This window comes from Kitasatospora sp. NPDC047058, from assembly GCF_040643935.1.
In the GTDB taxonomy this organism is placed as follows: Bacteria; Actinomycetota; Actinomycetes; order Streptomycetales; family Streptomycetaceae; genus Kitasatospora.
The window spans coordinates 1-10,842 of record NZ_JBEYVJ010000248.1 but is presented as its reverse complement, the minus strand read 5'-3'; the positions used below and the strand labels follow the sequence as shown (position 1 = coordinate 10,842).

Genomic DNA, 10,842 nt, shown 5'->3' with positions numbered 1-10,842 from the left:
GGCCGGGGGCGGTAGACGGCGGCGGCGCCGTTCGCGAAGTGCAGCACCGCGACGGTGTCCGCCGGCGCCGGTACCGGTGAGGTACCAGGTGCGGACGTCCCGGAAGACGCCGGTCTGGGCGATCACCCGGCGCAGCTCGTCGACCAGGTCGTGCCAGAGGGCCATCGAGCGGTGGGTGTCGACCACCAGGGCGAGGTCCAGCCAGCGGCCGGGGGTGGGGCGCAGCACGGGCACGAGCAGGCGCTGGTCGACGCCGGCGCTGACAGTGGCCTCCTCGTCGAGTTCGGTCGCGCCGCGGTGGTCGGCGAGGGTGCGGCGGCCGAGCGGGCGCAGGGCGCGCATGACGGCGAGCGGGTCGGCGAGGGCGGCGGCGCGGGCGACCCGGACGAGGTCGCCGCGGCGGCCGTTGCCGGTCTCGTCGACGCCGGGGCCGGTGGGACCGCCCACCGGCGCGGTGGTGAGCGAGGCGGTGGCGTAGTGCTGTTCGGGCCGGGCGTCGGTGCTCTCCGGGGCGGACCGGCCGGAATCGGCCGGCGCCCCGACCGGGCCGGGGTCGGGCCGCGGGGCGGGACCGTCCGCGGTCCGCGGTCGGTCGTGGCCCGTGCCGTCGAGACAGGCGGCCAGCCACAGGATGTCGGCGAGCTCATCCGGGCCCAGGCCCGCCGCCGAGGCGGCGTCGGCCGCGGCGAGCGCACGCAGCAGCCGGTCGGTCACGGCGCGGCCGGCCCGGTCAGCTGCTGCAGAACCGTGTGGAGGAAGATCTCGCGCTCGTTGTCGTCGGACCAGGCACCGCTGAGCCGGAGTTGGACGGCGTTGAGCAGTTGGTCGGTGGCGAGGTCGCCCTCGGCCCGTCGTTCGTCGAAGGCGCGGATCAGGCCGTGGACGAGCTCGCGGCGGCGGTCGTCGAGGTCGTCGGGCAGGTGGAGCCGCTGTCTGATGATCTGTTCGAGGCGGGCCGGGCCGGGCGGCTGGACGTGCAGCCGGATGCAGCGGCGGAGGAAGGGCGGCGGGAAGTCCCGCTCGTTGTTGCTGGTGAGGACGACGATCGGGAAGGCCCGGCACTGGACCCGGCCGTGGTCCACGGCCACCGTGGCGGTGGCCGTGGACTCCTCGTCCGTTCCGGTGGCGGGCCGGGCCTCCGGGGTGTCGTCGGTGCCGATCCGCACCCGGGGTTCGCGGGCGGCGATCCGGGCGAGTTCGGGGATCTCGAAGCCGCCGTCCTCGAAGACGGTGAGCAGGTCTCCGGGCAGGTCGATGTCGCTCTTGTCGATCTCGTCCACCAGCAGCACCCGGGGGCGGTCCTGCGGGAGCAGCGCGGTGCCGAGCGGGCCGAGTCGCAGGTAGGGGGCGATCGACCGGCCGGCACCGGAATCACCGCCGCCGCTCTCCGGACCCGGCTGGAACTGCTGCAGGTTGGCGTCGTGCAGCCGGCTGATCGCGTCGTAGCGGTACAGGCCGTCGCGCAGGGTGCTGCGGCTGGTGATCGGCCAGTACAGGACGGGACCGAGGCCGAGGTCGGTGGCGATGCTGTACGCGAGCGTGGACTTGCCGACGCCGGGCTTGCCGGTGACGAGCAGCGGACGGCTGAGGTAGAGCGCGGTGTTGACGGTGTCGGTCTCGGTCTCGTCGGGCACGTAACCGCTGCCGCGCCGCACGGTGCGCTCCCAGGCGTGACCGCCGCGCCCGGGCGGCCGGTACTGCCCGTCCGGTCTGCCGTCGAAGTCCCGCCAGGGCGGCTGCTTGCCGGCCAGCCGGGCCAGCCGCTCGTCCGGGCCGCCCGCACCCCGGTAGATCCACCAGTCCTTCATGTGCCGTCTCCTTCCCTTCCACAACGGACGGTGATGCATCGTCAGGACAGCGATCTGGTCCGCGGCCGGTGCTCGGGGTCGTCCCAGAGCAGCCCGAGGCGCCGGCCGGCCGGGCAGCCCGCGCACCACCCCGGGGCCGCGCCGATGCGCAGCTTCCGGACGAGGTCGGGCAGTCGGTCGAGGTCGAGTCCCTCGTCGGTGCCGTGGCCGGGACTCCCGGCCGATCCGAGCAGCGCGGTGAGCCCGTCGCGTTCGGCGGCGCACGCTTCCGCACCCTGCTCCACGCAGCCCTCGGGGGGTGCCACCCCGGCGGCGGGCCGTTGCCAGAGCGCGATCGGCAGACCGGCGTCGAGCACCAGCTCCAGCCTCCGGGCCAGCGGTACCGGGTGGCGGTCGAGGAGGGCGCAGACCGGATGGCCGTCGGCGCCGAGCCGGTCGGCGAGGCCGGGGCCGAACGGGGCCACCTCGCCGAAGCTGCGGACGGCGTCCGGGTGGCTGCCGCCGTTCTCGCGGTACCAGGCCCACTTGCGCCGCCACCGGCGACCCGCTTCGTACTCGCGTTCGTCCGGGCACCGGACCAGCACCTCGTAGGCGCCGCCGAGCGGAACGACCCGCGTGCCCCGCAACGGTACCGGCCAGCGGTCGAACTGCTCGTCCAACAACGGTTCGGGGACGTGGAACTCGATCCGGCGCACGTCCGGATCGGCGGTCGCGCCGAACAGGTGCAGGTACAGCTCCTTCCGGGCCCGTGCCATCGGCACGGGCTCGCGCGACTCCCAGAGCATCTCGAAGCCCCGCCGGTAGCGCCACATCCGGACCCAGTGGGCGTTCTCGGTGCCGACCGTGACGGGTCGGCCGGGCTCGCTGAACTCGACGTGCAGTTCGGTCCGGCCGTCGCGCTCGGGGGCCGGCGGGGTGGGAACGGCTTCGGCGCCGAGCCGCTGTCCGGTGCGCCGGACCCAGTCGGCCAGCCGCGCCGCCCGCACCCGGTCACTCTCGCGGGCTGCCAGGTAGCGGACGAAGGCGAGCGGGAGCGGCAGCCGGCGGGAGGCGTTGCCGAGCCGGCGGTCGAGGTCGCGCACCACCGCCATCGGCTCGGCGGCGGGCAGGACCGGTCCGGGTGGGACGCAGCCGGCCGCCTCGAAGGCCCACCGGTAGGCGCGGAAGGCGTCCGGAGGCAGTCCGGGGCCGCCGAGGAGGCTGTCCAGTTCCGCCCACGCCTGGTCGTCGAGACGCGGCGCGCCCGGCGGCTCGTCCGGCCAGCCGTCGTCGGTGAGCGGGTTGCCGTCCCAGTCGCTGATCCGCCACTGGATCTGCTGCCAGGCCTGGCCGCGGTCGGCGAGCGCGGCGAGGTCGGCGTGCACCTCGCGGGCGATGTCGGGCAGGCGGCGGACGCTCTCGTCCAGGGTGCGGCCGGCCAGCCTGGCCAGCAGGGTGTCGGTGAGGCGGCCGGCACCGTCGAGGTTCTGGGCGGGCAGGCCGGGACGGGCCGCGTAGAGGACGAAGGTGCTGCGGCTGCGCACCGGGCGTCCGTTGCCGTAGTCGACCCGGCCGAAGGTGGGGCCGACACCGTTGCGGACGTCGAGGCGGCAGGCGTCCCCGATCGAGATGACCCGCCGGAAGCGCTGGTTGACCTTGCTCGAACGCCAGAAGCGGAGCGCCGAGTCGAGGTCGAGGTGGCGGATCGGCGGGGCGGAGGCGTCGGCGAACGGAAGCAGCAGCTGGTCCTGCTCGCCCGCGTAGCCGTGGCCGGCCCAGTAGATGAGCAGCAGGTCGCCGTCGCACTTGGGCAATTCGCGCAGCAGGGCGTCCTCGATCTCGACGCTGGTGGCGGGGCGGTGGGCGGGAAGCGGGGCGGGACCGGGCGAGGTGGCGGGCCCCGGCGGGGCAGGGGCCCGCGCCGGCTCGGTGCAGGTCCCCGCCCCCGGCACGGCCGCCGTGGGGGCGTCCGTGCCGCCCGGGGTGGCGGGGGCGGACAACGGGGAGAGGAAGAGCCGGACGTTGGCGGCGGGCACGCCTGCCGGACCGGTCAGCCAGGCGGCGAACCGGACGGCGTCGCGGGCCGGTCCGCGGAGGTCCCAGTCGGTGCCGACCCCGTAGGACTCGATGCCGACGACGAGGGCGAAGACCCGCTCGGGCGCCGGCCACGGGCGGTCGCGCTCGTCGTCGGCCGTGGGGGTCACCCGGCCGCTCCGGGCACTCCGGCGGCGCCGTCCGCGGCCAGGGCGGCGGCGATCCGGTCGTAGAGGGCGGGGAGCTTGAAGTAGGCGCTGTGGCAGTACGGGAACGGCTGGCGGCTGGTCACCTCGTGGTCGGTGACCCGGGGGTCGCCGGGGAAGACCGGGCCGGCGCGGTAGCCCAGGACGTCGCCGGGGTCGTAGATGTTGAGCCACGCGGGGAAGCCGGGCGGCAGGGCGTCGCCCGGTTCCAGGCCGTTGAGCGCGCCGAGCTCGTGCAGGAACGGTGCCTGGGAGCCGACGGTGACCAGCAGCCGGATCCCGGCCGGGGTCTCCCGGCGGGCGGCGGCGAGGGCGAGGCAGTCCACCAGGGCGATGCCGCCGAGGCTGTGACCGATCACCACGGTCGGGCCGGGTGCGGCGGCGATCCGCTCGGCCAGGTAGGCGCGCAGCGGGCCGCCGCGCGCCTGGTAGCGCAGGATGTCGCCGAGGGCGGGGGTGGCGCCGACGGTCAGCGCGCCGCGGTGGCGGTCCAGCAGCCGCTGGCCGCCGATCCGCATGCCGAGCCGGCCGAGGACGGCGGCCGCCCGGCCGAGGGGTCCGCGGGCGAGGCCGCCGAGCCGGTCGGCGAACAGCTCGGCCAGGCGGTCCCGTTCGTCGGCGGTGCACAGTGCGCCGGGTCCGGCCGCGGTGAGGAGTCCGGCGGTGAGCGCGCGGGCGGTGGTGGCGATCAGCTCGGCGCCCGTGGCCGGGTCGGGGGCGTGGTCGCAGGCCTCGGCGAACTCCTCGGCGGCGGCCAGCCGGGCGAGCACGGCCGGCAGGTGCGGGGCGAGCGCGGTGGCGGCCAACAGGGCGTCCAGCTCGGCGGGTCCGGCAGGCGAGCCTGGGCCGGCGGGTCCGGGGTCGACGGGCCCGGGTCCGGCAGGTCCGGGTCCGGCTCCGGCCGGTCCGGCGGCCGGGCCGGGTGCCAAGGCGGCCAGCCGGTCGGCGACGTCCGCCCCCGGCGTCCGGACCCCGGGTGCGGCGAACCCGTCGTCCTCGACCGGGAGCCGGGCCAGCACCCGGAGCTCGCAGAGCGGGTCGGCCAGCAGCAGCGTCCAGCCTCCGTCGGCCGGGGCCACCAGCTGCTCCGGTTCCACCGGGGCCGCCGGCGCGCCGGGCGGGAGGCCGGCGAAGCCCGGTACCGAGGCGCCGCCGGCGGCCAGCGTCACGCCGTGGTCGTCGCCCCAGTAGCAGGGCACCACGTCGGCGTCCGGGAACCGGGCCGTCAACTCCCGGGCGACCAGCTCGAACAGCGGGTCGTACCCCGCACGCCGCACCCCGGTGCCGTGCACGAACAGGAACCGCATGCCGCCCCCACGCTCTCCGCCGACTCCCCGGTCCGAGCAGCACCCTAGGGCCTCCCGGTGACACGGGCCAGGCCCCGGCAACGCCCGGTCGGCCGTCCGCCCCCGGGATTGTCAGTACCCCTTGCTACCGTCACAGACGTCGGAATCCGATAGGGATCGAGGGGGACTTCATGAGCGACGAGCTGCGGCAGTTCGGCGTGGACGCGTACGACCGCTGGACGGCGATGTGGAACGGCGATGTGGGCCTGGCGGAGGAGATCATGGCCCCGGAGTTCACCCTGCGCTACGCCCAGGCCAACACCGAGGCCTTCGACGACGCGCGCGCGCCCGCGGAGCTCGCCGGGCTGATAGCCGGCTGGCACCGCTACCGCGACGGGATCCGCTTCACCGCCCAGGGGACGGCGGTGGTCGATCTCGCGCTGGTCGACGGCCGGCCGGAGGGGCTGGTCGCCCGGCCCTACCTGGCCGAGTTCACCGACGAGCACGGTGCGACCGTGGCGCGCAGCGGGACGGACACCCTGCGGATCAGCGGCGGTCTGATCAGCGAGGTCTGGTCGGTCTCCTCGGGTGCCGCCGGGCGGACGTTCTACCGCTGACGGCCCGTCGGCCGGGCGCCGCGGGTGCCCGGCCGGTCGCAGCCGGCCGGGCCCGGTAGCGGTGTCCGCCGCCCGCCCGCGGTGCGGTGCGGCGTGGTGCGGTGCGGCGTGGTGCGGTCAGTAGCGCAGGACGGCGGTGATCCGGCCCTGGCCGGCCAGCTCGCCGGCGGGGACGAACTGCACCCTGGCCCCGGTGTCGAGCGCCCGCTCGACGATCTCGTCCACCATGTCCTCGCGGACGTCCTGCTCCCCGGCGGGAGCGGGGACGAGGTGGTTGTCCGTCACCCGGACGGGCTCCCAGTAGTCCTCCTCGACCGCGAGCAGGCCGACCCGGCCCTCGGTGACGTTCTGCCAGACCTCGTCCATGCCGCTGGCCAGCGCCTTGACGCTCTGCGCCTGGTCGAGCCGCTGGTGCAGCTCGGTGACGGCCCGCTGCTCCTGCTGGTCGACGACGGCCCGGGCCGCCTCGGCGACGGCGGCGGCCGGGGCGTGGCCGAGCCCGCCGCGCGGCACCTGGGCGGAGGCGCGCTTGACCGCGGTGCCGACCTCGTCCAGCAGGGCCAGCGCGGCGGCCTCGCCGAGCACGTAGAGCGGGCGCTGGTCGGCCTCCAGCAGGGCGCCGAGCGCGGCGTCCGCCCCGCGCAGGAAGCGGCGGGTCTCCTCGTCGCGGAAGGTGCTGGGCACGTCGCCGATCCGCTCCTGACGCTCCACGTCCCAGTCCGGCCGGACCTGGTCCAGCGGGAACCGGCCCGTCGTGTGCTCGGTCAGCCGGGGGCCGGCGCCGCCGAACAGCGCGACCCGGTCGGCGGCGACGGTCAGGACCCAGTACGGCGCACCGGCGGCGTAGGCGGAGACCAGATTGCGGGTCAGGAAGGTGTCGGAGAACACCACCCGGGCGGGCACGGTGCGCGGCAGCGACCAGACCTGGTGCTCGCCCGGCGCCGCGAAGATCACCAGACCGTCCTCGGCGTGCACCAGGTCGACCTCGCGCAGCGCCCGGTCCAGCTGCTCGACCACGTCCAGCCGGTCGGCCCGGGAGACCGCCTCGTCGGCCTGCAGCCGGTTCTTGGCCTCCGCGATCAGGTTGCGCAGGCGGACCGGGTCCTGGGTGTTGTCGGGCTCGCTGCGGTGGGTCGGCAGCAGGACGGAGACGGCCGGATAGCGCCGGGGGCGGCGCAGTCCGGCCAGGACGGCGGGCGTGAGCTCGGCTGCGTGCATCGGGTGCCCTTCTTGTCGCGGTTGGCTGAGAGCGATCGGAAAGCGCGGCTTTGCCGGATTTGCTCCCCGCCCCCTCCCCATCCGGCCGCCCTCCTATGCCACCCGCCGGCGAATCCGTCCGGCGCGGCCCTCGGGAGGATCCCGTCGGGGTGGGCGTGGACGGAGGCCCCGGTCACCGCTGCGACGGTCACGCGCCGGGCTCGACGGCCAGTTCGGCGAGCAGGCCGCGGATGCGCCGCTCGATCCGGTCGCGGATCGGGCGGACGGCGTCCACGCCCTGGCCGGCCGGGTCGTCCAGCTCCCAGTCCAGGTACCGCTTGCCGGGGAAGTACGGACAGGCGTCGCCGCAGCCCATGGTGATCACCACGTCGGACGCCTGGACGGCCTCCACGGTGAGCACCTTGGGCACCTCGGCGGAGATGTCGATGCCGACCTCGCGCATGGCCTCGACCACGGCCGGGTTCACCGCGTCGGCCGGGGCGGAGCCGGCCGAGCGGACCTCGACCCGGTCGCGGCCCAGGTGGGCGAGGAAGGCGGCGGCCATCTGGGAGCGGCCGGCGTTGTGGACACAGACGAACAGCACGGACGGGACGGCGGGAGAGCTCACGGGTTCTTCCTTCAGGAGCGGGCGGGGTTCAGCGGCCGGACACGACGGCGGGGTGGTGCTCGCCGTGCGGGGTCACGACGCCCCCGTCGGCGGGGGCGGGCCGGCCGAACAGGACGGCGACCAGGGCGACGCCGACGGCCAGGCCGACGAGCTGGGCGGCGACGAACGGCAGCACGGAGGCGGGCGCGATACCGGCGAAGGTGTCGGTGAACGCCCGGCCGACGGTCACGGCCGGGTTGGCGAAGGACGTGCTGGACGTGAACCAGTAGGCGGCGCCGATGTAGGAGGCGACCGCGACCGGTGCGACGTGCGCACGGCCGGTGCGGGCCAGGCCGAAGACCAGCAGGACCAGACCGGCGGTCGCCACGACCTCGCCCAGCCACAGGTGTGGGGACGAGCGGTCGTGGGCGGACCAGCGCACCAGCGGCTCGGCGAACATCGCGTCCGCCAGCACGGCGCCGCCGACCGCACCGAGGATCTGCGCGGGCAGGTAGGCGGCGACCTCGCGCGCCGTCAGGCCCTCGCCGCCACGGCGGCCGGTCCACCAGGCGGCCAGGGTGACGGCCGGGTTGAAGTGCGCGCCGGAGACCGGGCCGAGCAGCGCGATCAGCACGCCGAGGCCGAACACGGTCGCGAGCGAGTTGGCCAGCAGCTGGACACCGACGTCACTGGAGAGCTTGGTGGCCTGGATGCCGGAGCCGACCACGACGGCGACGAGCGCGCCGGTCCCGGTGAACTCGACCGCCGCCCGGCGCCCGTGGGGGTTCCCCCGGCCGGAGGCTGGGGGAGGAGCCGTCCCGGTCATCCGGACTCCCCGGTGGGGGCCTGGAGCAGGGCGGACAGCTTGGCCAGCGCGGCGGGCCGGACCCAGTAGTAGACCCAGGTCCCCCGGCGCTCGGAGCCGACCAGGCCGGCCTCGCGCAGGACCTTGAGGTGGTGGGAGATGGTCGGCTGGGACACGTCGAACGGGCCGGTCAGGTCGCAGACGCAGGCCTCACCGCCCTCGTGCGAGGCGATCAGCGACAGCAGCCGCAGCCGTACCGGGTCCGACAGCGCCTTGAACATCTTCGCCAGGTCGGCGGCGGCCTCTTCGCCCAGCGGTTCGCGGGCCAGCGGTGTGCAGCACACCGCGGCGTCGTCCTGCCCGAGGACGACCAGCTCTAAATTCGACATGCGTCTATGTTGACAGCCATCTAATCAGAGAGGCAAGCTCGCTGTATCGACAGATGTCGAAACAAGCCTCGGCAGAGGGAGACCGCCATGTCCCGTGTTCAGCTCGCCCTGCGCGTCGCCGACCTCGAAGCCTCCATCGCCTTCTACTCCAGGCTCTTCGGCAGCGAGCCCGCCAAGCGCCGCCCCGGCTACGCCAACTTCGCCATCACCGAGCCCCCGCTCAAGCTCGTCCTCATCGAGGGCGAGCCCGGCGCGGACACCCGCCTGGACCACCTCGGCGTCGAGGTCGGGAGCACCGAGCAGGTCACCGCCGCCACCAGCCGGCTCAAGGACGCCGGCCTGGCCACCTCCGAGGAGAACAACACCTCCTGCTGCTACGCGCTCCAGGACAAGGTGTGGGTCCACGGCCCGGGCAAGGAGCCCTGGGAGGTCTACGTCGTCAAGGCCGATGCGGACACCCTCGCCAAGGCCGACGGCACGCCGGACGCCTGCTGCGGCACCACCGCCTGCTGCACCCCCGACGAGCAGGCCCTCGACCCCGCCCGGACCCCGGCCGAGGCGAAGGCCGCCGCCGGCTGCGCGTGCGGCAGCCGGCCGTCGTGACCCGGACCGGCCGAACGGTCGGCGGCCCGGACGGCTCCCCGGCCGCAGCGGGAAGCCTGACCGTCGGACGGAACCTCAACCGGCGGGAACGGGAGCCCAGGACGGCCGGCGACCGCGGTCGGGTCACCGGGCCGGAACCAGGACCCGCCGCCCGTGGTCGCTGCGAGCAGTTCCGATCCTCCTCGCGATCCGGCGCCCGTAACCCGGGTGGCGGATCGTCGTTGGAGGGGGCATGAAGAAGCGCAGCATGCTCGCCGTCGCCTCGCTCGCCGTGGGTGTCGTGGCCTCCCTGACCGCTCCCAGCGCGCACGCGAGTGCGGTCGGCGGTCAGGGTGACCTGTCCGGGCCGCTCCAGCAGGGCGAGGCGCTCACCTCCGCGCCGGGCGCCGTCACGGGCCAGGTCGGCGACGCCGGCGGCGTGGTCGGCGACGCGACGAGCCATGGGACGGGCCTCGCGGACGGCCTGATCGGGCTCCCCGCCTGATCTCGGGCCGCCTGGCCCGGAGCCGCCTGGCCTCCGCCCGCCGCAGCGCGGGAGGCCCGTCGGCCGGACGGGCCCGTCAGCCGAGCGGGGCGCCGAGGTCCTGGGTCCAGTAGAGCCCGGCCGGGCCGGTGGCGACGCCGATCCCCACGTCCTTGAAGTTGCAGTCCAGCATGTTGGACTGGTGGATCCCGCCGTCCATCCAGCGGGAGAACACGGTGGCCGGGGCGCTCGGCCCCCGGTCGAGGTTCTCGCCCCACTGCGACCAGCGGTAGCCGGCCGCGGTCAGCCGGGCATCGGCGCTGACGCCGTCCGGATTGACGTGGTCGAAGAAGTTGCGGGTCACCATGTCGTCCGCGTGCTTCTGGGCCGCGGTGTGCAGCTTCGGGTCGATCCGCAGCGGGGCGCAACCGGCCTTGGCGCGTTCGGCGTTGACCAGGTCCACCAGCTGGCGTTCCGGGCTGGGCGGCGGCGTGGTGCGCACGGCGGTCGGGGACGGGGTCAGGGACGGCGTCGGGGTGGCGGTGGCGGGCGCTTCGGTCGGCGTCGGCACCGGCGCGGCGGTCACCTGGGGCGTCGGCGTCCCGGTCACCGTCGGCTCGGGGGCGGGCGGCGCCGGCATCGCCAGCACCGTGGCGAGGTCGGGCGCGGCGGCCGGGGTGGTCGGTTCGGGCGTGCCCGGCGCGGGCTGCGGCGGCTGCGGCCAGACCAGCGCGAGGGTCGCGACGGCGAGGACCGTCGCCGCACCGCCCGCGACGGCACCCTTCCCACGGGCGAGGGCACTCCACGGGCCGTGCCCGCCGGCGGTGGGATCGGCCGGGGTGCCGGGC

General features: G+C 75.7%; 11 protein-coding genes and 1 pseudogene. 3 read left to right on the top strand and 9 right to left on the bottom strand.

Annotated features, from left to right (window positions below; translation table 11 throughout):
* From ABZ885_RS28130 to ABZ885_RS28115, 4 genes and pseudogenes are all read right to left on the bottom strand, one after another.
* Positions 1 to 714: pseudogene (locus tag ABZ885_RS28130) on the bottom strand (hypothetical protein); the annotation flags it as partial.
* Positions 711 to 1,808, bottom strand: a complete 1,098-nt coding sequence (locus ABZ885_RS28125) for a MoxR family ATPase (RefSeq protein WP_360194329.1) — start codon at positions 1,806 to 1,808, stop codon at positions 711 to 713. The pseudogene ABZ885_RS28130 and the gene ABZ885_RS28125, both read right to left, overlap by 4 nt.
* A gap of 41 nt (positions 1,809 to 1,849) precedes the next feature.
* Positions 1,850 to 3,991, bottom strand: a complete 2,142-nt coding sequence (locus tag ABZ885_RS28120) for a hypothetical protein (protein WP_360194327.1) — start codon at positions 3,989 to 3,991, stop codon at positions 1,850 to 1,852.
* Positions 3,988 to 5,334, bottom strand: coding sequence for a hypothetical protein (locus tag ABZ885_RS28115; protein ID WP_360194325.1), 1,347 nt, complete (start codon positions 5,332 to 5,334; stop codon positions 3,988 to 3,990). Before ABZ885_RS28115 ends, ABZ885_RS28120 begins: the two co-directional genes overlap by 4 nt.
* A 170-nt stretch (positions 5,335 to 5,504) precedes the next feature.
* Here ABZ885_RS28115 and ABZ885_RS28110 point away from each other — a divergent pair, with 170 nt between their 5' ends.
* Positions 5,505 to 5,930 carry a hypothetical protein gene (locus ABZ885_RS28110; protein ID WP_360194322.1) on the top strand — a complete coding sequence of 142 codons (426 nt, stop codon included), beginning with the start codon at positions 5,505 to 5,507 and terminating at the stop codon, positions 5,928 to 5,930.
* A 117-nt stretch (positions 5,931 to 6,047) separates the two neighbouring features.
* On the opposite strand, the gene ABZ885_RS28105 is transcribed toward ABZ885_RS28110, so the two are convergent.
* The 4 genes from ABZ885_RS28105 to ABZ885_RS28090 all read right to left on the bottom strand — a co-directional run bounded on the left by ABZ885_RS28105 (position 6,048) and on the right by ABZ885_RS28090 (position 8,928).
* Positions 6,048 to 7,148, bottom strand: coding sequence for a chemotaxis protein (locus tag ABZ885_RS28105; protein ID WP_360194319.1), 1,101 nt, complete (start codon positions 7,146 to 7,148; stop codon positions 6,048 to 6,050).
* 187 nt (positions 7,149 to 7,335) lie between these two features.
* Complete coding sequence (locus ABZ885_RS28100; protein WP_360194317.1) at positions 7,336 to 7,755, bottom strand: arsenate reductase ArsC; 420 nt, start codon at positions 7,753 to 7,755, stop codon at positions 7,336 to 7,338.
* Positions 7,756 to 7,783: 28 nt separating this feature from the next.
* The gene (locus tag ABZ885_RS28095) at positions 7,784 to 8,560 is read right to left on the bottom strand and encodes an MIP/aquaporin family protein (RefSeq protein WP_360194314.1); all 777 of its coding nucleotides are present in this window, start codon (positions 8,558 to 8,560) and stop codon (positions 7,784 to 7,786) included.
* Entirely contained in the window at positions 8,557 to 8,928 is a 372-nt protein-coding gene (locus ABZ885_RS28090; RefSeq protein WP_360194311.1) for a metalloregulator ArsR/SmtB family transcription factor, read from the bottom strand. The genes ABZ885_RS28095 and ABZ885_RS28090 overlap by 4 nt, the downstream gene beginning before the upstream one ends.
* A gap of 87 nt (positions 8,929 to 9,015) precedes the next feature.
* Between ABZ885_RS28090 and ABZ885_RS28085 the strand changes: the two genes are divergently transcribed.
* Both ABZ885_RS28085 and ABZ885_RS28080 read left to right on the top strand, forming a co-directional pair.
* Positions 9,016 to 9,531 carry an ArsI/CadI family heavy metal resistance metalloenzyme gene (locus ABZ885_RS28085; RefSeq protein ID WP_360194308.1) on the top strand — a complete coding sequence of 172 codons (516 nt, stop codon included), beginning with the start codon at positions 9,016 to 9,018 and terminating at the stop codon, positions 9,529 to 9,531.
* Between the two features lie 232 nt (positions 9,532 to 9,763).
* Complete coding sequence (locus tag ABZ885_RS28080) at positions 9,764 to 10,015, top strand: hypothetical protein (protein WP_360194305.1); 252 nt, start codon at positions 9,764 to 9,766, stop codon at positions 10,013 to 10,015.
* Positions 10,016 to 10,091: 76 nt separating this feature from the next.
* Here the strand turns inward: ABZ885_RS28080 and ABZ885_RS28075 are convergent.
* A partial coding sequence (locus ABZ885_RS28075) for a CAP domain-containing protein (RefSeq protein ID WP_360194302.1) occupies positions 10,092 to 10,842 on the bottom strand: 751 nt, incomplete at its 5' end.

What these genes read in the sequence shown, in the direction of transcription:
- ABZ885_RS28090 (WP_360194311.1), bottom strand. Translation starts at nt 8,928, where the DNA reads ATGTCGAATTTAGAGCTGGTCGTCCTCGGGCAGGACGACGCCGCGGTG.
- ABZ885_RS28085 (WP_360194308.1), top strand. Translation starts at nt 9,016, where the DNA reads ATGTCCCGTGTTCAGCTCGCCCTGCGCGTCGCCGACCTCGAAGCCTCC.
- ABZ885_RS28080 (WP_360194305.1), top strand. Translation starts at nt 9,764, where the DNA reads ATGAAGAAGCGCAGCATGCTCGCCGTCGCCTCGCTCGCCGTGGGTGTC.
- ABZ885_RS28115 (WP_360194325.1), bottom strand. Translation starts at nt 5,334, where the DNA reads ATGCGGTTCCTGTTCGTGCACGGCACCGGGGTGCGGCGTGCGGGGTAC.
- ABZ885_RS28110 (WP_360194322.1), top strand. Translation starts at nt 5,505, where the DNA reads ATGAGCGACGAGCTGCGGCAGTTCGGCGTGGACGCGTACGACCGCTGG.
- ABZ885_RS28105 (WP_360194319.1), bottom strand. Translation starts at nt 7,148, where the DNA reads ATGCACGCAGCCGAGCTCACGCCCGCCGTCCTGGCCGGACTGCGCCGC.
- ABZ885_RS28095 (WP_360194314.1), bottom strand. Translation starts at nt 8,560, where the DNA reads ATGACCGGGACGGCTCCTCCCCCAGCCTCCGGCCGGGGGAACCCCCAC.
- ABZ885_RS28125 (WP_360194329.1), bottom strand. Translation starts at nt 1,808, where the DNA reads ATGAAGGACTGGTGGATCTACCGGGGTGCGGGCGGCCCGGACGAGCGG.